Here is a 21,762-nt window from a genome sequence, read left to right as displayed (position 1 = left end):
TCGGTTTATTGTAAGGATTTTTTCGCCATCAATAACTGACAATTTGTATCTTTTTATTTAGGCAATTTACAAGTTTTGACAGAAAAACAAAAAGAACGTGACATCATTTAACAATTTCATCAGATAATAGCTTACAGATTAACCCGATCAACTATACCTATTATAACCTTAATACGAAGTTAACTGTAATTAGGTTGTTTTTGTTTTCTAACACTATAGTTTATTGTAATCCATTTATCATAAATAATAAACCATCTTTTGATACAGAAACCAATTACGGTGCTTCCATAGTTTCAACCGTAAAGCGCTTCGACAAATTGCTGTTTATTATTTAAAGATAACTTCTGTAAAAACTGCAATGGAACATCGGCAACACCAAGCTTATCGCATTTTGCAACTACATCATTTAAATCGAAATGACCAGATAGCGATTGATAAAGTTCTCCATCAGTCTGCTCAAACCCCATACTCCAATCTGTAAAATAACGGTGCTCATATTTGCCAATTTGTAGTAAAACAACCGATTCATGGCGTTCGTCATTTACAATCTTGTTAAAAAGTCTGCGAATGATCCGTTCATCTCCTTCAAGCAATTGCATAAACCTCCCCTTACTCTTTGTAATCTGCAGACCTCTTACATATAGTAATATTCCAGTAATGTTATTCCGATTATTAAAATCTCTGCACTGATTAAGCAAGGCTTTAAGTTCATCATTGTTAAACAAGCTGCTTTCTATGCTGGTATAAATTAAATAAAAAATGGGCTTTAAAACTTCAATCTTTAATTCCATGCGGTAATTAACGCTAAATTTTCCATTTTTTTTAACAAAACAAGCCTATTACATGATATTTATTTACAACAATCCAAACAAAACAAGGCATAACCAATCAAATCTAACAAAAGACTACTAATAAACCTACCATTTACACCCACACACTAATAATCAGAGAAAACAACAAGCAGAAATCAATATTTTGTTTTAATCATTAAAAAAATTATTCTCTTCTCTTTTAAAATGCGCTATTAAATCATACAGACACAAACGTTTGCGCTTAATATTATCAACGGTCATAATTCTATAATCTCTCCCTCTTCCAAAAAAGGGTTAAATAATAAACATATCGCCTATTATATAAACATTTAAAGCAAACGTTTGCGCTGCATTAGTGATTTGATATTGACTTTTATGGTTATAGTTTAGTAATAATCATTTTACTAAAAAGTATATTATTAATGAACCTAAGAATAACTTTTAGCCCTCCTTAATCTGATTAATGTTGCTCAACCGATAACGAAACAATAACTAATCTAACCTAAAAAACATGAAGAGATTTCTTTTAATGATTTCCTTTATTGCGTGTATTTTCGTAGTAAAGGCACAAAACCGTACTGTTTCTGGTACGGTAACCGATGGTAAAAAACTACCCCTTCCGGGAATTACCGTAACCGTTCTGGGCACAAAAACTGCTGTACAAACAGATGCAAACGGAAAATATACGATTAGCGCTGATAATGAGAGTACCCTGGAGTTTAAAGCCCTAGGTTTTACCACACAAACTATTAAAGTGGGCACAAATACTGCTGTAAATGTTTCCTTGGTAGATCAAACTACAGAATTGGATGCCGTAACCGTTGTAGGGTATACCACGAAGAAGAAATCAGAAATTTCGAGTGCAGTAACTACCGTGAGCGGCTCGCAGCTTAATGATGTAACTTCTGTAAACCTCGGCAACCTGCTACAGGGTAAAGCGCCTGGTGTGGTGGCGAGTTCTGCTTCTGGCGACCCTACTGCCGGCTCGAATGTAGTGGTACGTGGTGTAGGTAGCATTAATGCCGGTACCGGGCCACTAATCGTAGTTGATGGAAACATTGGTGGTACGTATAACCCGGCCGATGTGGATAACATTACCATATTGAGAGATGCCGCAGCCACAGGTTTATATGGATCGAGAGCTGCCAATGGCGTTATTATTGTAACCACCAAAAAAGGAAAAGCGGGAGAAACCAGATTTAGCCTAAACTCAACCATTGGTATTGCAAAGGCCACTACAGGTAACTTTAAGCTAATGGATGCTCAACAACTTTACGATTACCAAAAATCTTTCTTTACTACTCCGCCAGCTGCTTCGGCACTAAATACCAATACCGATTGGTGGGATGAGGCCTTTAGAACAGCAATGGTAAATAACCACACGTTAACTGCATCCGGAGGGAGTGAGAAAACTCAATTTTATATCTCAGGCAACTATTTTAAAGAAGAAGGAACTTTAATCAACAACGATAAAACACAATATAGTTTAAGGGCTAACCTTACCTCACAGTTGACTAAAAAATTAAAATTAACGGCTTTATTAAGCGGAATTGTAATCAATGATAATTATAACCCTGAAAGTGCTGTTTATCAGGCCTATTTAAATATGCCATACGATCCTGCTTATAATGCGGATGGCAGTCCAACTGACCCACGGAGTATTCCTTCTTGGAAAGGTAGAGACCGCTCTAACTTTTTGCAGGGCTTGCAATATAATTACTCAAAAGCAAGAAGTTATACTACAACAGGTGATATAAACCTGGATTATGACCTACTCAAAAACCTAACAGTTTCCAGTTATAACAGGGCCACCATTGCCAACGGCAAATCGAACAATTATTATGACAGAAGAAGTCAGAGTGGCGCAACAAACCTGGGAACAGTATCTTTAGGTAATACTTTCTCTACCACGCTTTTATCATCGAACAGAATTAGGTATAACGTAAATTTAGGCAACCATAGCCTGAGCGTTTTAGGTGTTGCGGAGATAGAAGGTTATAAATATGATGAAAGCGGAATTACTGCCAAAGGTTTGCCAGCCGGATTGGATGCCATAAATACAGCAACTGATATCACCAATAAACCCACTGGCAGATATGATCAGTATCAAAATATAAAATACCTTGCGCAGGCCGACTATAGCTATCAGGGCAAGTATTACTTAGTAGCTTCTGTAGTAAATGAATACTCTTCGCGATTTGGGAAAAACAATCCCGCCGCAACTTTTTATCAGGCAGGTGCATCATGGATTTTATCTAATGAAGATTTGTTAAAGAGCAATACCACACTTACCTTTCTAAAATTACGCGCCAGTTTTGGTACTACTGGTAATCAACGTTTTACCACAAACGATAGTCCTGATGGTTTTTATCAATCGTTAGGACTATATAATTTAAATGCCGCAGCTTCATACAATGGCCAAACAGGTGCCTTCCCTACCCAAATTGCCAACCCGGATTTGACCTGGGAAAAATCGAGAGCCTACAATTTAGGTCTAGATTTTGGATTATTTAAACGTATCGACATTACGATTGATGCCTATGACAAACGCAACTCTGATCTGCTATTCGCTGTACCACTTCCTTCAACAGTGGGTTATGGAAGCATTAGAAGAAACATAGGTGCGGTAAGAAACAGAGGTATTGAACTCACTATCAGCTCTAAAAACATCCAGCAAAAAGACTTTAAATGGGAAACTAACTTTAATATGTCTTTTAACCGCAACAAAGTTATGGAGTTAAATCAAGGCTTATTGGTAGTGAACACCAGTACCCAGCCAATAGCTTTGGGCCACGATATGGATGAATGGTACATGCAAAAATGGGCAGGGGTGAATCCGGCTGATGGCAAACCGCTTTGGGAAAAATTAGACGATCCTACCGGTGTAACGAGTACTTACAACCAGGCTACCAGACAATATACAGGCAAATCGTCAGCGCCAAAATTTAGTGGCGGATTAACCAATACATTGGAATATAAAAACTTTACCCTTTCTGCCTTTTTAAATTTTGTATATGGCAACTGGGTGTATAACGACAGCCGTTTCTATTTCGATAACGACGGCGTGTACGAAAGTTACAATCAACAGGTATTACCTAAAGGTTCGGTACGATGGACAACCCCTGGGCAAACCGATGCAACCCATCCACAAGCTAAATTTGGTGGCAATCTTCAATCACACCAAACCTCTACCCGCTTTTTAGAAGATGGAAGTTATTTAAGATTGAGAAATGTAACTGTAGGGTACAATTTACCTATCAACTGGTTAAAAAAGGCTTCAATAAATGCAGCCCGTTTATATGTGAGCGGCGACAACTTATTTACGGCAACCAAGTTTTCGGGTGTAGATCCTGAAGTTGATCTTACTGGTGGTATATCGTCTTTCAGATATCCAACCAGTAGAAGATTTGTTTTTGGCGTTAACCTAACATTCTAATTATTAACAAGATAATCATGAAAACATACCATAATCACATCATAAAATTCGCCATTGTAGCTAGTGTTATGCTTACCGCATCTGCATGTCGTAAAACTTATTTCCCCTCTGATAAAGCGGAAGATAGCGGACTGTTAACTACAATTGAAGGTAAGCGTACCGCCACTTTAGGTAATTATGCTACCCTAAAATCATTAAACTACGAAAATAATTACCATTGGCTTGCAGAGCTCCCTTCTGATGAAGTAGCTCAGGGGCAAAATTCATCAAGTGATGTAACCAATTTATATAAGTATACCCACCTGGTAAATTCTGCCAACGCCACTGCTTATTTCCAGCAAGCCTATTATATTGCATCTGCAACAAATAAAATCATTAAGCTTATTCCTGATGGTTCACCTGCAGATTTACTGCAAATTAAAGGCGAAAACTTATTCCTAAGGGCGATGTTGCACTTTAACCTGGTACGCATGTTCGGAAGGCCTTATGCACAGAACCCTACCACAAATGCTGGAGTTCCAATTTTGAGCGAAACGGTAAGTGAAACCGACGCCGCTATAATCAAAAGAAGTACAGTTGCCCAGGTTTACGATTTTGTAATTGCCGATCTATTAAAAGCTGCGCAATGTATCACCGTAGAGAAAAGCAATAGCTTCGCTACAAAAATGGCTGCTTACGCACTCTTATCAAGAGTTTATCTTTATATGGATAACAACACTAAAGCCGTAGAATATGCCAACTTGGTTATCAGTTCAAACAAGTATCAATTGATGCAAGATGCTGCCTATCAAACCTATTTCAGAGGTGATCCGGAAAAAAACACCGAAAATATCTTTGCCATCAAACACACCAAAACCGAGAACTACGACTATTCAGCTATTGGTTCCTTATACTATAGTGGAGACGCCAATGGTAACGCCTTAGGCCAGGGAGAAAGCGGATGGGGAGAAATATATGCTTCGGTAAAGTATTATAATTTTCTCAATAAATATCCTCAGGATAAAAGAAAAAGCTTTATTTCACCTTTAATCGTAAATGGTGTACAACAGTTAAATACAAAACTAACCCCTGCTGCACCTATTTATTATGTAAATAAAAATAACCTGCAAGAAGGTGTGATTAATTTAACATCACCTGTTTACCTGCGTTTAGCAGAGATGTATCTAAACAGAGCGGAGGCCAATGCCAAGCTGAACAATACACAATTGGCTTTAGATGATGTAAATGTAATTAGAGCCCGTGCAGGAATCCCGACTTATACCTTGGCAGATGTTACGTCAACGCACAGTATTTTAGATATTGTACTGGAAGAAAGATGGCTAGAACTGGCTTTTGAAGGCCAACGGGCTTACGACCTATTTAGAAATAACCGCCCAGTGGTAAGAGATTACCCAGGTACACATTCTACCATTAATGGCTCGGTTAATCAAACCATCAACCCTACTGATGCGCGGGTAATTTATTTTATCCCACAGACCGAAAGAGATAAAAACCCTAATTTATCTCAAAATCCTTAATAATAATAAACGGGCTGGATTAATTCAGCCCGTTTATTATTTCCCTATTAGTAGTCTTCAAATGAAACTACAAAATAAATTATTCCAAAAAAATCTAAGAAAGTTTTTTTGCCGTATATGTAGCTAAGTCCATAAAATTGGATGAGACTCAATGGCGTCTATTTATCAAAGACTTTTAATCGTACTATTTCTCCTCATCGCTTTTGCAGGAAGAGTTGCAGTATATGCCATTACCACTCCAAAATCGCAGCAAGAAGTTCTAAAAGAAAACGGCAACAAAACTGATAAATCTTGTGCCAGCGAAAGTAACGAACAGCTAGAAGAGAAACTTAAACTCGAAGATCTGGCCATTAACAGAATATTCAATACTGCTTTCTTAAACATAACAAGATCAAAAGCCGTTCTTTTTACTAGTGATTACAAACTTTTAACGCGCTACCCTCAAACACTAGAGTACCCACCTAAATAAGCAACCACGTTTGCCCTTAACTATTTTTCTTAATTAAACATTTAAAGACATGATTAAAACTAAACACTTAATCATAATGGCCCTATTGGCTATTGTGACCCCTATTTTATTTTCTGCCTGTAAAAAAGACAGAAACAACGATCCTGAACAGGAAATGCTCTCCCCCGGACCAGATGTTAATTTTTATGCATTAACAGCCGATGGCAAACTGTTGCTGATTAATGCAAAAAACCCCAATTCAGTTACCGCTCAGGTTACAGTTTCTGGTCTGCAGAGCGGAGAAACCATTTTAGGTATAGATTTTCGCCCGGCAACAGGACAGCTATATGGATTGGGCAGCACCAGCCGCTTATATGTTATTGATCCTAAAACCGGAGCAGCAAGATCAATTTCAGCAGCCCCCTTCACGCCTGCATTAAGTGGAACATCAGTGGGTTTTGATTTTAATCCTACTGTAGATCGTATTCGTGTGGTGACCTCGTCAGGTCAGAACTTGCGTTTAAATCCTGAAACAGGTACTGTAGCTGCTACTGATGGAATGGTTAATGGCGTAGCTAACGCCAAGGTATCATCGGTTGCCTATACCCAAAATAAAGCTGGCGCAAGCACCACTGTGCTCTTTGATATCGATATTGCCAATGATAAGCTTCATAAACAAGATCCGCCAAATGATGGGAAATTGGTTGAGATTGGAAGCCTGGGTTTCGATTTTGAAGATATTGGCGGTTTTGATATTAATCCTGATGGTACAGCAGCATTAGCAGCTTTAACAACAGGTGGTAAATCTGGTTTGTACCTGATTGATTTAACAACAGGAAAAGCCTCGAAAATCAACAAGATAGACCAGCAGATCACTGGTATTGCAATCCCTACAGAAGCTGTTGCTTATGCGGTATCGAACAATAATGAACTTTTAATTTTCAATCCATTAGCTGCCAGCCCAACACTCGTGGTAAAAGCCATCACCGGTATACAACCAGGAGAAAATATTTTAGGTATAGATATGCGCCCCTTAAATGGCCAATTATTTGCCATTGGAAGTACAAGTAGGATTTACAGTATCAATGCGTCTTCAGGCCTTGCAGTCATGATAGGAACAGGACCATTAAGCACTTTACTTACCGCAACTCAAGTTGGTATTGATTTTAATCCAACAGTAGACCGGATTAGAATTGTTGGAAATACTGGTCAAAATTTTAGGGTAAATCCAACAGATGGCGTTTTACTTGTAGATGGTGCTATTTCACTAAGCACTGCAGCAATTTCGGGTGCAGCCTATACTAATAACTTTGCAGGCGCAACAACGACAGTATTATTTGATATTGATTCGACAAGTGATCGTTTATACAAACAAGACCCGCCAAATAACGGAACTTTAGTTGATGTTGGCCCACTGGGTATAAATGTAGAAGCCAACAGCGGTTTCGATATTGGTGGTACAAGCGGACTTGCCTACGGCATATTTACGGTTAGTGGCGTTCAGAAATTATATTCAGTAAATCTTACAACTGGTGCCGCAACTGCAGGTGCAACCATAAGCACTGCTGTTAGAGGATTTACATTAGGTTTAGGTTTTTAAATCACTTTATCAATCCATACCCCGTTTAAAAACAAAAGCCTTTCAATCCTGAAAGGCTTTTGTTTTTACTATTGTTTACGGTATCTACTAAGAATTATCCGCTAGCTAAATGTAAAACTTTTGTATTGCGTTACACAACAAGATATATTTTATGAACGAATTATGATAATTACATTAAAACGAGATTAAATTAGAGTTATTGGTTCATTTGTTATTGGTTCATTAGTTAGCATGATGTAGAAAACCATTCTGTGTTAATCTGTACTTCCGTTGGCTAAAAAGTTCATTTGTTCATTGGACATTGGCTTAATAGTTAGCATGATGCAGAACCATTCTGTATTAATCTGTGTTTCCCTAGCTAAAAAGGTTCATTTGTTCGTTAGAGATTGGTTTATTAGTTAGCATGATGCAGAAAACACTTCTGTGTTAATCTGTGCTTCTGTGGCTAAAGTTTATTAAAGTATAATCATAAAGCACTTTGTAATGGGCTTGTTGTTCTTATCTTTGTAAGCAATTTTGGTGTTGCCAATATTTAGTCGGGTTAACCCAGTCTATAAGAAGAGAAACTTTCGAGAAAACTGCTAACCTTCCTTTAATATCAACCATAGCATTAAACTACTTTAAAAACAATACATTATAATGTCTGACGAAAAAATAATCTTTTCAATGGCAGGTGTAAATAAAATTTACCCTCCACAAAAACAGGTTTTAAAAAATATTTACCTTTCTTTCTTTTACGGTGCCAAAATCGGGGTTATCGGTTTAAACGGTTCTGGTAAGTCATCACTTTTAAAAATTATTGCTGGTCTAGATAAGTCTTATCAGGGCGAGGTGGTTTTCTCGCCAGGTTATTCGGTGGGTTATTTAGCGCAGGAGCCGATCTTGGATCCTGAAAAAACCGTTCGCGAGGTAGTTGAAGAAGGCGTTGCCGAAGTAACTGCTATTTTAAAAGAGTATGAAGAAGTAAACGAAGCTTTCGGCTTAGAAGAAAACTACTCTGATCCTGATGCCATGGATAAACTGATGGCCAGACAAGGCGAGCTTCAGGATAAAATTGATGCTTTAGGTGCCTGGGAAATTGATTCGAAATTAGAAAGGGCTATGGATGCCTTACGTTGTCCTGATCCTGACACTAAAATCGGTGTATTATCAGGTGGTGAGCGCCGTCGTGTGGCCATGTGCCGTTTATTGCTTCAACACCCTGATGTATTATTATTGGATGAGCCTACCAACCACTTGGATGCCGAAAGCATCGATTGGTTAGAGCAGTTCTTACAAAATTATGAAGGAACCGTTATTGCAGTTACCCACGACAGGTATTTCTTAGATAATGTTGCCGGATGGATTTTAGAGTTAGACCGTGGCGAAGGTATTCCGTGGAAAGGAAATTACAGCAGCTGGTTAGATCAAAAAGCAAAACGTTTATCGCAGGAAGAGAAAACAGAGAGCAAACGCCAGAAAACATTAGAACGTGAATTAGAATGGGTACGTATGGCTCCAAAAGCACGTCATGCAAAATCTAAAGCACGTTTAGCCAACTACGATAAATTAGCTTCTGAAGATGGCAGAGAGAGAGAAGATAAATTAGAGCTTTTCATCCCTGCAGGTCCTCGTTTAGGTAATGTGGTTATTGAAGCAACAAACGTTACCAAGGCTTATGGCGATAAAGTATTATTCGATAATTTAAACTTCTCGCTTCCTCCTGCAGGTATTGTGGGCATTATTGGCCCCAATGGAGCGGGTAAAACCACTTTATTCCGTTTAATTACCGGACAGGAAGAAGCAGATGCCGGTACTTTCCGCGTTGGTGAAACCGTTGAGCTGGGTTATGTAGATCAGATGCACAACGATTTAGATGCCGATAAAACCGTTTACGAAAACATTACCGATGGATTAGACAATATCCAATTGGGTACCAAAGCCGTTAACGGACGTGCCTATGTTTCAAAGTTCAACTTTAATGGTGGCGATCAGCAGAAAAAAGTAGGCATCCTATCGGGTGGTGAGCGTAACCGTGTACACTTGGCTATTACCCTGAAAAAAGGAGCCAATGTATTGCTACTGGATGAGCCAACCAACGATATCGATGTAAACACTTTACGTGCACTGGAAGAAGCTTTGGAAAACTTTGGTGGTTGTGCCGTAGTAATCAGTCACGATAGGTGGTTCTTAGATAGGATCTGTACGCATATCCTTGCTTTCGAAGGTAATTCTGAAGTTTATTTCTTTGAAGGAAACTATTCAGATTATGAAGAAAACCGCAAGAAACGTTTAGGTGATGTTACTCCAAAACGCATCAGATATAAAAAATTAAATTAATAAAAAGTCCCGATGAGAATCGGGACTTTTTTGTTTTGAGAAGCGCAATTTTATAATGTTTTAAAATACTTAGGGTTTAGAAAGATAACTTCAAAAACAATAAACTGTCACGTTGAGCCTGTCGAAACGCTTACAATAAATCTATTTAAGTCCTTCGACAGGCTACCGCAGGAGTCCTTTGGACAGGGTGACAAATTTTTCTCATAATCTATGCTGGTTGAAAAGGAGCAGGCCTTTGGTTCTCTTTCGCTTTGCGTTTACCTCTAAAAAAGAAGTACAGGTTGATAAACAGCATAATGCCGAGATAAATTGAGAAGCCACCAATCTTCGCACTCAAAGCCTCGATTAAATTACGGTAATCGTTAGCACCTATGGTAATCTTCATAATGAGCAGTGCAAAGCCAATGTTCAGCAGGTAAAAACCCGTTTCGAAAAGTTTATTCGTTGCGTTGGCAATCTCTTCCCTTCCTTTAAAAATATCCAACATATATACCTTACTGTTTTTGAATAACGTTTTTGAAACATAAAAAGTTAAAAAAAGTGCAACTGGTAAATAAACTGCATAGCCGATTAAAATTTTGGTCGTTTCCATAATTGAAAATTTTAGATTGTTATTTTATTAATTTATGAATGGTATTGGTGAGCAAATAAATATTTAAATAATGAAGAACAGAGAGAATGCATACAATGGTGGCAACCTTTACAGCCATTACCTCGATTAACTGTTGTGGGGAAATGATCGTCTCCCATCCTACCAATGTCATGGAACAGTAGCCAATATTTACCAGGTAATAAGAAACCAGTAGCGATTTATTAATCTGCCTGCAGAGATCGAGATGATCTGGAATAAGTTCGGCCACAAATATATTTCCGTTCCGGTAGCAGATTTTGCCAACCACAACAATGATGAATACGATAACCGTAATAAAGATCCCATAGCCGAGTATATTGTAATCCATAACCAACAGCTTTAAATTATTTAACTTTCAGGAAAAATTGAAAATACAGATTAAAAAAATAAGCCTCTTTTAAGGCATTTTTAGATTTTTATGTTCTTCATTTTCCTTTTCACGATGTAAAGCTAATTAAATGTTATTAAACTTTCAAATATTATTGAAAGTTTATAAAAATAAAGCATGATGAGTTTCGAGCTATCGGATCGAGATGACGAACTTTCTAAAAGGGCTATTTAGTCACAGATTTGCGGAAAACTGGGAATACCCCTCGCCGTTTATCGCGCTGAGGGGTAATTTATTGTATAAAAATCAATATTAATGACAGTTTTTTTACGAATCATGGGCTGCGAGGAATCGTCATTCCCAACTCGATTGGGAACCACGTAGTGCCTCATGAATGCCTATGAAGAGAAGAAAGCTTATGAATAATCGTAATACAAGCGCTTTAAGATTCCCGCCTACGCGAGAATGACGACTATACTGATGGATTCTGCCAATAGTATTGGAGTAGAAGGGCTTTATCGATCTAATGCCGATTCCTCAAGGCTTTTTTTACCGCAGCATCTGTTACGCCTTCCATTATTTTATAACCTGCCAGGTTGGGATGAACACCATCAACCGTTAATTCGGCACGTTGCCCTCTTCGTTCATCTACCAGCGGTGTCCAATAATCTAAAATGGTATAGTTTCTTTCTTTGGCGTAGGCCACAATCTTTTCATTTAAGCTCACGATGCTATCGGCCGCTTTAATGCGCTTATTCCATGGATATTCGTAAACGGGCAGGTATTTACAGAGTATCACCTTAATGTGATGCAACCTTGCCAGTTCTGCCATCGATTTAATGTTATCCATAATCTTGTCGTTAGTAACATGGCCTGTATTACCAGCTATATCATTGCTCCCCGCTAAAATGATCACTACCTTTGGTTTAAGGTTAATTACATCCTGCCGGAAACGGATAAGCAGTTGTGGCGAAATCTGTCCGCTTATTCCCCTATCCAAGTAAGGTTTATCCTTAAAATATTCTGGATTTTTTTGCTTCCAGAATTCGAATATCGAACTCCCTAAAAAAACAACTCTTTTTTCTTTTCTGGTTGGTGGCGGTAAAAGTTCATTTTCTTTCTGATACTTGCTTAGCGCAGCCCAGTCATCAGCAAAATTCTCTTTTTCAGGTTTATTACTTAACGAATCTGTCTTCAGCTGTGCAAATGAACTGCTTGCTAAGACCAATAAAAACAGGATTAAGATTTTACTTTTCATGGGTTATTCGATTTGAACAAAACGCTAAACTAATTAATTCCCGATTAATTAAATTCTACTCCACTTAAATTTACATTCGTTCTGCCTTTTTTATTCCCGAACTGGCTCAGGTTATAACCCAGTGTGGCCTGCACAAAGCGGCTGATAAAGCGCGTTCTGTTTTCGGATATGGAATTATTGGTAATACTCGTACTAAAAAGCGCGCCTTGATTAAACAGATCGTTCGCCTGGATAGAAAAAAGGAGTTTATTATCCTTTAAGAAGGAAGTATTCAACCCCATGTTCACCAATAATGGGTTGCCGGCATATAGGTTATAGCCAAAATTTAAACTTTTAGAGGCTGATGCATTTACCCTAAACCGCTTATTTGGAATCCAACTGGCACTGCCATTTAAAGCCAAAACCTGGATGTTCTTAATGTTCTGGTTCATTACCGAATAAGTGTTTGAGCTAAAGCTATACGATACACTGCTATTGAAGGAATATTTTTTCTCATTCAGGTTAAACCTAAAAGCATTCGAAACATTAATTCCACCACTCCGGTTTAATACATTTTCGGTATAAAAAACATTGCGGCTATAGGCGATATTCCCATTAATGGAAAGCGACAGTTTATTGGTTAACAACCGTTTATTGAAGGAATAATTACCACCGATATTATAAATACCATTTACATTCTCGTAGGTAGTTTGCTGTTTTAAACTGTTTAGCGTATCTCTCAGAAAAACCGTATTACTTACTACACTATTAAATGCAAAAGTTCCCGATAAACCTGCCATAATACTCAATCCAGATTTGAGGCCAAATTGATTAAAGCTCAGATCGGCAGTATGGCTCGAAGTTGCCTTCAGATCCGGATTACCAATAATCAGATTCTGTACATCGTTATTGTTTCTAACGGGTTGTAGTTTATTAAAATCGGGAGAACTGGTATAACCATTATAGCCAAAACTCAAATTTCCATTATCTTTAATCTGATAACTTAAATTGGCAGATGGCGAAAAATTTAACTGATAGTTTTTCAGCTCTTGACCAGTATTCTGGTATTTACCGATAATAATGCTGGGCGAAAAATTGAGTCCTAAATTATAACTGATCCGCTTTGCATTGGTATTAAAACCGATACCGAAATTCTGATTAATAAAATTAGATACATAATCCTGCCCAAGCGAATCGACAACAAAACTGTTCCCTAGCGGGTTGGTAACCGTTGTAGTTTGCAAGTTCCGGCTCCTGCTAACCGAAAAACGGTAAGACAGGTTAATAAAACTATATCCTGTACTGTCATTTGTCTTTTTTAATGAATTGGAAAACTGGAAATTACCCCCAAAATTGGAGTTCGAGGTATTATTATCAACCAATCTGTTCAGTAAAGAATCTTTAACCAGTACATTGGTGGTTTCGTTGTAGTACCTGATAATATCATTAATTGTACTGTTCGAATTTCCTTCGCTTGTACCAAAATTAAATCCCATAGATAGCGACCGCTTATTATTAGCCAACCGTCTAGACCAATTGATACTTCCATTAACATTGGGATTACTGTTCCGTGAACCTGAATTAGAAATCAGATCCTGTTTGATAAACCCTGTTTTATTGGAAGTAGAAACCGCATCGTTATGGGTACTGGCCAAAGCCCCACTAAGCGAAATGTTAAAATAATTCTTTTTTGTGGCTCCATTTAAACCAAGATTGATATTATTGTTTAGCGATCTGGAATTATTGGCGCTTTCTCTTAAATCGAATATTGTTCCCTGTGGGTTAAACGTCTCCAGGTAATTACTCTGAATAGATTTATTAATTCCATTACTAAAATGATAGCCACCGTTAAAGCTAAATTCCTTCGAAATTTTGTCTCTGATATTACCGTTTAAACCTCCATTGTTCATTTTGGTAAATTCATTATCGGTTATCCCATAACGGCTTCCAAAGCCAATTTGCTTCGTTTTTTTCCAGATGCTACCATTACCACCAAAGTTGTGGGCATTATTGGTCGCAGAACTCATATTCACTCCGCCAAAAACACCTTTGTCCATGCCAGATTTAGTAACCAGGTTTAGCATTTTTTGTGGTGTACCCGTTTTTATACCTGTAAAATTGGCTTCATCACCATAATCCTCAATAACCTGAAGTTTGGCAATAATATCGGCGGGCAACTGCCTGATGTAATCTTCTACATTACTGGTAAAAAAATCTTCTCCATTTACCCTCAACTTGGTCATTTTTTTGCCCATGGCCGTAACAGCGCCTTTTTCGTCAACCTCGATGCCTTGCAGTTGCTTTAACAAGTCTTCTACTTTATCATTTTCTCTTACAGTATAGGCAGCAGCGTTATACTCAATCGTATCTTTCTTGATCTTGATGGGATCTACCTTTACTTTAACCTCTACATCTTCAAGACGGATGGTTTCCATTTTGAGCATAATAGGTTCTAAAACGGCGTTTTTTTTCGAAGATTCAATTTCGTAAATAGAAGCAAACGGCTTGTAGCCCAATGCAGTAATGGTAAGATAGAACTTATTTCGGGTTACTTTTGCGAATGTAAAGTTTCCCTTCACATCAGAATTTGCGCGGAGCGTATCTTTATCGGTAATCAATCGGATGCTTACGCCCTCAACAGGCTTCTTCAAAGAATCGATTACATTACCATTTATTTTAAACTGAGACTGAGCGAGAGCGTTAAAGGAAAGTGTGATCAGTATAAAAAATAATAAAAAGCATAAATTATTGCTTTTTTTCATCCCTCGGACCTCTTTTGTAAATCACAAGACCATTTAAAAAATTACGCAGAATCTGATCGCCACAAGGTTTAAAATTCTCATGGTCTTCATTTCTGAAAATATCGCCAAGTTCTGCCTTGGTTACCTTAAACCCAACGAGGTCGCAAATGGTTATAATATCCTCTGTTTTTAATGATAAGGCTACTCTTAGTTTTTTTAATATATCGTTGTTGCTCATTTTTAATGATTGAATTAGAGAATGTCTGAATTAGTGAGTGATTGAATTAGTGAGTGATTGAGTTAGCGGATTATAGCCTAATTAGATTAGAGAATTAATGAATGAGTATATTGCGCTATTGAATAAACGGTTGAATAAATAAATTATTGAATGCCTACAAAAATAAATCTCGAACTTTAATCCCCATTTTACCAATGAACCAATGAACCAATGAACCAATGAACCAATGAACCAATGAACCAATGAACCAATGAACCAATGAACTAACTAGCTACTTCTAATTTAAGTTTTTTTCCTTTAATTTTTTCGCCGCTTAATGCTTTCAATAATTTATCTACTTTGTTTCTTTTAACGGCAACATAACTGGTGGTGTCTTTAACCTCGATGAGGCCAAGGTCTTCTTTTGTTAAATTACCTTTTTGCAAAAATAAACCTACAATATCAATTTTGTTAATTTTATCTTTTTTGCCATGCGCAATGTATAAAGTTACCCAATCGCTGGCTTCTGGTAATTTATACTTTTCAGATAAAACTTCCTCCTCAATATCATCCGGTAAATATTTATAGTGCTCTTCTGTAGTTAAAATGGCATAGGCTGTTCCTTTTGCATGCATCCTTGCCGTTCTACCATTTCGATGGATATAGGCATCTTCGGTGTAGGGCAATTGATAATGTACAATATGCTCTACTTCAGGAATATCCAGACCACGGGCAGCCAGATCTGTTGTGATTAAAATCCGATGGCTACCATTTCTAAATTTAAGCAATGCCTTTTCGCGATCGAACTGCTCCATCCCACCGTGAAAAACATCGTGTCCTAAACCGTTTTCGAAAAGTAAATCACTTATCCGATCTACCGTTTCCCTGTGGTTACAGAAAACCAATGTATTTTTACCACCTATTTTACTCAGTAATCTGAAAAGGTAATCTAGCTTATCGGCTGCAGGTGCAGTTATTTTTTTGAGCTTTAGATCTGGTTTTGCCTCAATATTTTTTGAAAAATCAACTTCCACAGGCACATTTAACTTTACAAAAGCCGGAATTTCTTCCATTTTGGTAGCAGAAGTAAGTATACGCTGTTTTAACGAAAGTAGTGAGCCAATGATGTAAGACATATCATTTTCAAAGCCAAACTCCAGCGCTTTATCAAATTCATCTAAAACTAAGGTTTCGATAAAAGATTCGTCAAAATTTTGATGCTCTAAATGGTAAGCTATCCTGCCAGGCGTTCCGATCAGGACGGCAGGTGGATGTGCAAGATTATTCTTTTCTATCCGTACGGCATGGCCACCGTAACAGCAGTTTACTTTAAATGAAGTACCCATTTGTTTAAAAACCTGCTCTATCTGTAGAGCAAGCTCTCTCGAAGGAACCAAAATCAAGGCCTGCACCCCTTTTACTCCGGTTTTTAGGTTAGAAAGTAATGGCAATAAAAAGGCCAGCGTTTTCCCTGAACCCGTTGGCGCAATCAATATTACATCTTTACCAGTCTTGGCTGCTTTTACAGCCGACTCCTGCATCTCATTAAGTGCAGTAATATTTAATTTTTTTAAGGCATTTTCTATCATTCCGCCATAAAGGTAATCATTTCTCTTTACGCCCAGAACTACAGCCTTAGTTACGGCTTGAAAAATCTTTCCCTTAGTTTCCGCAGCGTAGCAAAGTTTAATCTTTTCTCGAGCAACATTAACATGTTACCACGTTTAGACATTGATGACAGCACTTTTTCGTTAACGGCATCAACCGAAGATAAGATCTTGTCAGCCAGTTCATCTGCAAATTTATTCGCTCTGCTATTTTGTAATAACTGGAGCTCTTGAATTAATTCTGCTCTCATAATTAAGAATTTTTAATGAATGTACAAATATTAACGGACCGAAGAATAATTTGTTTCAACAAATAATAAGTTCATCTAAACTATTATCACTAACTTGTTGATAACTAACTTTTTGTTAGCAAATAAACAATCTAACCTTAACACATATTTAATTTTTAGCACTTATTTTTATAAAAACCTGATTACCATTCGTCCCAAAGGGATTCCTTTGGATTTAACCTCAAAAAACACAAATGTATGACGTGGAAAAAATTTAGTGGTGAAATTATTCAATCTTCAATCCTCGAAGAAGTAGAAAACGCGATTATCAGAGAAAGTCAAAACGGCTTTAAGCTTAAAGTTTGCATCGGCACCGATTCGCAGGTAAAAGGCGCAGTAACCGATTTTGCAACGGTTATTGTGCTGCTACGAGAACATCATGGCGGTTTTATGTACATCCACCAGGAAAAAAGCACACAACAGGTAAGCATTAAAGAAAGGATGTTGATGGAAGTGCAAAAATCAATCGAAACCGCTTATTCTATTTGTGATTTACTTGATATTTACGATGTGGCTTTAGAAGTACATGCCGATATCAATACCAGTCCGTCGTTTAAATCGAACAAAGCACTTAACGATGCTATGGGATATATTTTAAGTATGGGCTTTATTTTCAAGGCTAAGCCGGAGGCATTTGCCAGTTCTACCTGTGCAGATAAAATGGTGCATTAAATGAGTCGGAAAGCTTGGGCTTAGAGGTCCGAAGTCGGGTACCGCCATTTCGAGCGCAGCCGATAAACCTGTCCAGATAGATCTCTCCATTCCACTACGTTCCAGTCGAGATGACGACCCATTTTTTTGGAATCCGTTAATAATAGCGGAATGGAGAAATTTATCGGATCAAAAATGTAGATCTTTTTTGCGATCGCTGTGCCTTCATTCTGCGAACTTTACGGAAAAACCTAAACTATCCTCAACAAAACCCCATCTTTGTTGTTGTGCTTTAAAACGAAAACTTGAAAACGTATAGATTAGAATTTACACAAAAACTTCCTGTTGATCTGGATACTGCCTGGGATTTTTTTTCGTCGCCAATGAACCTGGCCGAAATCACCCCAAAGGATATGACCTTTGATGTAACCTCACCAAACATTATCAATACCAAAATGTACCCCGGCCTGATTATCACTTATAAGGTTGCCCCCTTATTCGGCATTAAGTTAAATTGGGTAACGGAGATCACACACGTTAAGGATAAGGAGTATTTTATCGATGAGCAACGATTTGGTCCATTTGCTTTCTGGCACCACCAGCACCATTTCGAAAAAATAGATGGCGGTATATTAATGCACGATACCTTACACTATAGCATTGGCTGGGGACCAATCGGTGTTATTGCAAATGCCATGGTGGTGAATAAAAAAATCAACGAAATTTTTAAGTTCCGCTATCAAAAAGTTGAAGAATTATTTGGCAAGCTTTAGTTACCACTTTTTAGTAGAAATGGTTTCTGCTTTCTTTTTGGCTTTTTCTACCCTATTGGTGGCCAAATACTTCTTAAAATCATCGCCAAATTTTTCTATTTTGTTATAGGCGCTGTTTAAGATATCTTTCCAGGCGCCGGCACTAAGTTTACCTGGCGTACGCTCTAAAGGCACGCCAATTTTTGTAGTCGCTACAAAATTCCCATAACGGTCTCTTTGATAAGGGATAAACAGAAAATCAGTTAACCAAAATCTATATTTGCCATTACGTGCTTCAAAAACGAAATTGTAACTTACTTCTCCGCTTGGATGGCCTGCTACCAAAATTGTTTTGTCAATTACCATCGTCCCTTTAGCCAAAACAGAAGAATCGGTAGCACTTTCTTGCCTCATCGATTTTTTATAAGCGACATTAACAAAAGATTTAGCCCTTTGCAATAAGGTATCTTTGCTTATCAATTGCGAATCTACCACCTGATAATAAATAAATTTACCATTATCATCTTTCAAAAACTGTTTTTGCTGTGCAGATAATTGAATTGAAAAAAGAGCAAGAATAATAAAAAGAAGATGTTTCATTTGAAATTGGTTAACAGGCAGATCTAATGATTTAAAGGTACGAAAAAGCCGTCCCTATTTACATCGGGACGGCTTAATATTAATAATTTTGTTTCCTTAAAAAGCGTAAACTGCTGCCAGAGAAAACTGGCCACCATTTGGTGCCGCAGCGCCACCTTCTTTGAAGAACGGTTTATCACTGTTATGGTCTAATCTTACCTCTGGGATAAAGGTTAAACCACCAGATTTAATGTTTGCGGTAAGCGTCACTGCAGTAAAAGCAGTAGCTGGAACTGCCCCCGCGGCTTTAAATTTAAAGTACTCACCTCTTAAACCTAAAGTTACTGCATCCAATACAGCAAATTGAGGGTATAATGCTGCACCTGCGTAACTTCCCGGTACCGAACTGTCTTTAATATCGTAATTGGCTGCATTTAAACCCAATTTAAATTTCTCTGTAATTTGGTATGAAGTGGTTAAATCGATAATTGTTCCATACCCGCCAAAACCAGCACCAGATAAAGCATTGATGTAAGCAGTCCAGCCTTCAACAGGAGCAACCATTAACTGGCCACCGATAGCCGAAACGCCTCTCGAAGCGGAGTAAACGTTCCAATCGTTAAATAAACCAGCCATTAAACTTACTTTATCGCTGAATTTATAAGTGGCTTTAATTCCCGCATTTTGGAATGGACCATTGGTAAACAGGTATGAAGTAGAATAGTTAAAGTTTCCAACCGGTGAAATTACCTCATATCCAATGAATGTACCCATGTAACCTGCTGTCATACTAAACTGATCGGTAAAATCGTAGTTAACATATAAGTTTTGAATATTAAAAGACGAACCTCCGGCTGCCGCATCTGGAATAGATTGCGATTGTCCTCTTGGTCCAAAAGAAAGCTCTCCAACAAATGAGGCCTTGCCTGTTTTTTTCTTCAAGGCAATATCAATCATACCTAATGATACCGAGTTGTGATCAGTTACAAAAGATGTTTTTCCATTTAATGGATTTTTAGCAAAATCGTATTTAAAGTACGTATCTACCGACCCTGAAATTTCAAGTGGTGACGTAGTGGTCTCTTGAGCCAGGGCACACGTAGTGCTGGCCATTGCAAAAATAGCGGTTAAAAGTTTCTTCATGTTTGAGCTTATTTGAGTTTAGATATTATAAAATCCTTAAGATATTGGTTCTGTTAATGGACTGTTTTTTTCGATATAGATCGCTCTTTCTTCAACTAGCAAGGTACCTTGAGAGTATTTCTCGTCATGTTGAGATGCATCAAGCCCCATTTCTTCTTCTTCATCTGATACCCTGATTGGGTTAATAAGATTTACAAGTTTGAAAATTACAAATGACACAACGAAACTGAATATAATTACAATTACAGCACCTTTTAATTGTGTTATAAAGAACGCCGGATTGCCATAAAACAAACCATCGGCACCTGCAGCATTTACCGTTTTAGTAGCAAAAACACCTGTTAACAACATACCAACGATACCACCCACACCGTGACAAGGGAAAACATCTAATGTATCATCTAAACTGGTTTTTTGTTTCCAAGAAACCACAAGGTTTGAGATAACTGCGGCAATAGCACCAATAAATATACTTGATGAAATACTTACAAAACCTGCACCTGGTGTAATGGCTACCAAACCAACTACTGCACCGATACAAAAACCTAAAACCGAAGGTTTTTTACCTCTTGCAACATCAAAGAACATCCACGATAAACCTGCGGCACCAGCAGCGGTATTTGTAGTTAAAAATGCGGAAACAGCTAAACTACCTGCGCTTAATGCAGAACCTGCATTAAAACCGAACCAACCGAACCATAATAAACCAGTACCGATTAATACATAAGGGATATTTGCAGGCGGAACTTCTTTATGCTCTAAGTGAGATTTTCTACGTTTTAAAACCAATGCACCAGCCAATGCAGCCATACCAGCAGAAATGTGAACTACGGTACCTCCAGCAAAATCCAATACACCCATTTTAAATAAGAAACCTTGTGGGTGCCATGTCCAGTGGGCTAACGGAGAATAAACGAATATTGCGAATAAAACAATAAATAAAATGTATGAGGTAAAACGGATACGCTCAGCTACGGCACCTACCACTAAACCTGGTGTAATAATGGCGAACATTAATTGAAACACAGCAAATAAAGATAGCGGGATGGTTAAGTCTGCACCTCCCTGAAGATGTGGTGCTCCAGAATTTACACCTTTAAAGAACAAAAACGTTGATGGATTTCCAATAAAGCCACCAATAGTGTCTCCGAAGGCTAAACTAAAACCTACTACTGTCCATAAAACTGTAATTACTCCTGCTGCTACCACACTTTTAATCATGGTAGATAATACATTTTTACGATGAACCATTCCACCATAAAAGAATGCAAGGCCTGGAGTCATTAAAAATACAAGTGCAGCTGCAATTAATATGAATGCAATATCAGGCCCACTATACTTGCCTTCATCAAAATTAGGAAGAAGTGGAATAAATAGAGCGAAAATTGCGACAATCATCAATATCGCAAAAGGCGCATACTGTTTAAAGGAGAATTTACTCATAGTTTTTAGTT

At 37.8% G+C, this 21,762-nt stretch carries 18 protein-coding genes; 7 read left to right on the top strand and 11 right to left on the bottom strand.

Going from position 1 to position 21,762, the window contains the following annotated elements; genetic code table 11:
• Positions 1 to 293: 293 nt before the first annotated feature.
• Positions 294 to 791 carry a BLUF domain-containing protein gene (locus tag AC07VK_RS24230; RefSeq protein ID WP_492960707.1) on the bottom strand — a complete coding sequence of 166 codons (498 nt, stop codon included), beginning with the start codon at positions 789 to 791 and terminating at the stop codon, positions 294 to 296.
• 532 nt (positions 792 to 1,323) lie between these two features.
• Between AC07VK_RS24230 and AC07VK_RS24225 the strand changes: the two genes are divergently transcribed.
• From AC07VK_RS24225 to ettA, 5 genes are all read left to right on the top strand, one after another.
• Positions 1,324 to 4,248, top strand: coding sequence for a SusC/RagA family TonB-linked outer membrane protein (locus AC07VK_RS24225; RefSeq protein ID WP_492960705.1), 2,925 nt, complete (start codon positions 1,324 to 1,326; stop codon positions 4,246 to 4,248).
• A gap of 17 nt (positions 4,249 to 4,265) precedes the next feature.
• Complete coding sequence (locus tag AC07VK_RS24220) at positions 4,266 to 5,765, top strand: RagB/SusD family nutrient uptake outer membrane protein (protein WP_492960703.1); 1,500 nt, start codon at positions 4,266 to 4,268, stop codon at positions 5,763 to 5,765.
• 151 nt (positions 5,766 to 5,916) lie between these two features.
• Positions 5,917 to 6,234, top strand: coding sequence for a hypothetical protein (locus AC07VK_RS24215; RefSeq protein WP_492960701.1), 318 nt, complete (start codon positions 5,917 to 5,919; stop codon positions 6,232 to 6,234).
• A gap of 49 nt (positions 6,235 to 6,283) precedes the next feature.
• On the top strand, positions 6,284 to 7,813 hold the full coding sequence (locus AC07VK_RS24210) for a DUF4394 domain-containing protein (protein ID WP_492960699.1): 1,530 nt from the start codon (positions 6,284 to 6,286) through the stop codon (positions 7,811 to 7,813).
• A gap of 639 nt (positions 7,814 to 8,452) precedes the next feature.
• Complete coding sequence (gene ettA, locus AC07VK_RS24205) at positions 8,453 to 10,132, top strand: energy-dependent translational throttle protein EttA (RefSeq protein ID WP_057932811.1); 1,680 nt, start codon at positions 8,453 to 8,455, stop codon at positions 10,130 to 10,132.
• A 208-nt stretch (positions 10,133 to 10,340) separates the two neighbouring features.
• On the opposite strand, the gene AC07VK_RS24200 is transcribed toward ettA, so the two are convergent.
• From AC07VK_RS24200 to AC07VK_RS24170, 7 genes are all read right to left on the bottom strand, one after another.
• Positions 10,341 to 10,724, bottom strand: coding sequence for a hypothetical protein (locus tag AC07VK_RS24200; protein ID WP_492960697.1), 384 nt, complete (start codon positions 10,722 to 10,724; stop codon positions 10,341 to 10,343).
• A gap of 19 nt (positions 10,725 to 10,743) precedes the next feature.
• Complete coding sequence (locus tag AC07VK_RS24195) at positions 10,744 to 11,091, bottom strand: hypothetical protein (RefSeq protein ID WP_492956069.1); 348 nt, start codon at positions 11,089 to 11,091, stop codon at positions 10,744 to 10,746.
• 523 nt (positions 11,092 to 11,614) lie between these two features.
• Positions 11,615 to 12,349: a GDSL-type esterase/lipase family protein gene (locus AC07VK_RS24190; protein ID WP_492960695.1), complete on the bottom strand. Its 735-nt coding sequence runs from the start codon at positions 12,347 to 12,349 to the stop codon at positions 11,615 to 11,617.
• A 44-nt stretch (positions 12,350 to 12,393) separates the two neighbouring features.
• Positions 12,394 to 15,090, bottom strand: coding sequence for an outer membrane beta-barrel protein (locus AC07VK_RS24185; RefSeq protein ID WP_492960693.1), 2,697 nt, complete (start codon positions 15,088 to 15,090; stop codon positions 12,394 to 12,396).
• Positions 15,074 to 15,307 (bottom strand): DUF1456 family protein, encoded by a 234-nt coding sequence (locus tag AC07VK_RS24180; protein WP_029274124.1) that lies wholly within the window; start codon positions 15,305 to 15,307, stop codon positions 15,074 to 15,076. The genes AC07VK_RS24185 and AC07VK_RS24180 overlap by 17 nt, the downstream gene beginning before the upstream one ends.
• A 263-nt stretch (positions 15,308 to 15,570) precedes the next feature.
• Positions 15,571 to 16,875, bottom strand: coding sequence for a DEAD/DEAH box helicase (locus tag AC07VK_RS24175; RefSeq protein ID WP_492960691.1), 1,305 nt, complete (start codon positions 16,873 to 16,875; stop codon positions 15,571 to 15,573).
• Between the two features lie 50 nt (positions 16,876 to 16,925).
• Positions 16,926 to 17,144, bottom strand: coding sequence for a hypothetical protein (locus AC07VK_RS24170; RefSeq protein ID WP_492956065.1), 219 nt, complete (start codon positions 17,142 to 17,144; stop codon positions 16,926 to 16,928).
• Between the two features lie 237 nt (positions 17,145 to 17,381).
• On the opposite strand from AC07VK_RS24170, the gene AC07VK_RS24165 reads away from it, so the two are divergent.
• Both AC07VK_RS24165 and AC07VK_RS24160 read left to right on the top strand, forming a co-directional pair.
• The gene (locus AC07VK_RS24165; RefSeq protein WP_057932807.1) at positions 17,382 to 17,855 is read left to right on the top strand and encodes a ribonuclease H-like YkuK family protein; all 474 of its coding nucleotides are present in this window, start codon (positions 17,382 to 17,384) and stop codon (positions 17,853 to 17,855) included.
• 284 nt (positions 17,856 to 18,139) lie between these two features.
• Positions 18,140 to 18,607 (top strand): SRPBCC family protein, encoded by a 468-nt coding sequence (locus AC07VK_RS24160; RefSeq protein WP_492960689.1) that lies wholly within the window; start codon positions 18,140 to 18,142, stop codon positions 18,605 to 18,607.
• Here AC07VK_RS24160 and AC07VK_RS24155 read toward each other — a convergent pair whose 3' ends face one another.
• The 3 genes from AC07VK_RS24155 to AC07VK_RS24145 all read right to left on the bottom strand — a co-directional run bounded on the left by AC07VK_RS24155 (position 18,608) and on the right by AC07VK_RS24145 (position 21,751).
• Positions 18,608 to 19,186 carry a DUF4468 domain-containing protein gene (locus AC07VK_RS24155; protein WP_492960687.1) on the bottom strand — a complete coding sequence of 193 codons (579 nt, stop codon included), beginning with the start codon at positions 19,184 to 19,186 and terminating at the stop codon, positions 18,608 to 18,610. It abuts the gene before it with no gap.
• Between the two features lie 96 nt (positions 19,187 to 19,282).
• Complete coding sequence (locus AC07VK_RS24150; protein ID WP_057932804.1) at positions 19,283 to 20,308, bottom strand: porin; 1,026 nt, start codon at positions 20,306 to 20,308, stop codon at positions 19,283 to 19,285.
• Positions 20,309 to 20,344: 36 nt separating this feature from the next.
• Entirely contained in the window at positions 20,345 to 21,751 is a 1,407-nt protein-coding gene (locus AC07VK_RS24145; protein WP_492960685.1) for an ammonium transporter, read from the bottom strand.
• Between the last annotated feature and the right edge of the window lie 11 nt (positions 21,752 to 21,762).

It is taken from the genome of Pedobacter sp. GW821-FHT01D05 (assembly GCF_059422505.1).
The sequence above is the reverse complement of the archived record's forward strand: the minus strand, read 5'-3'. Positions and strand labels throughout refer to the sequence as shown.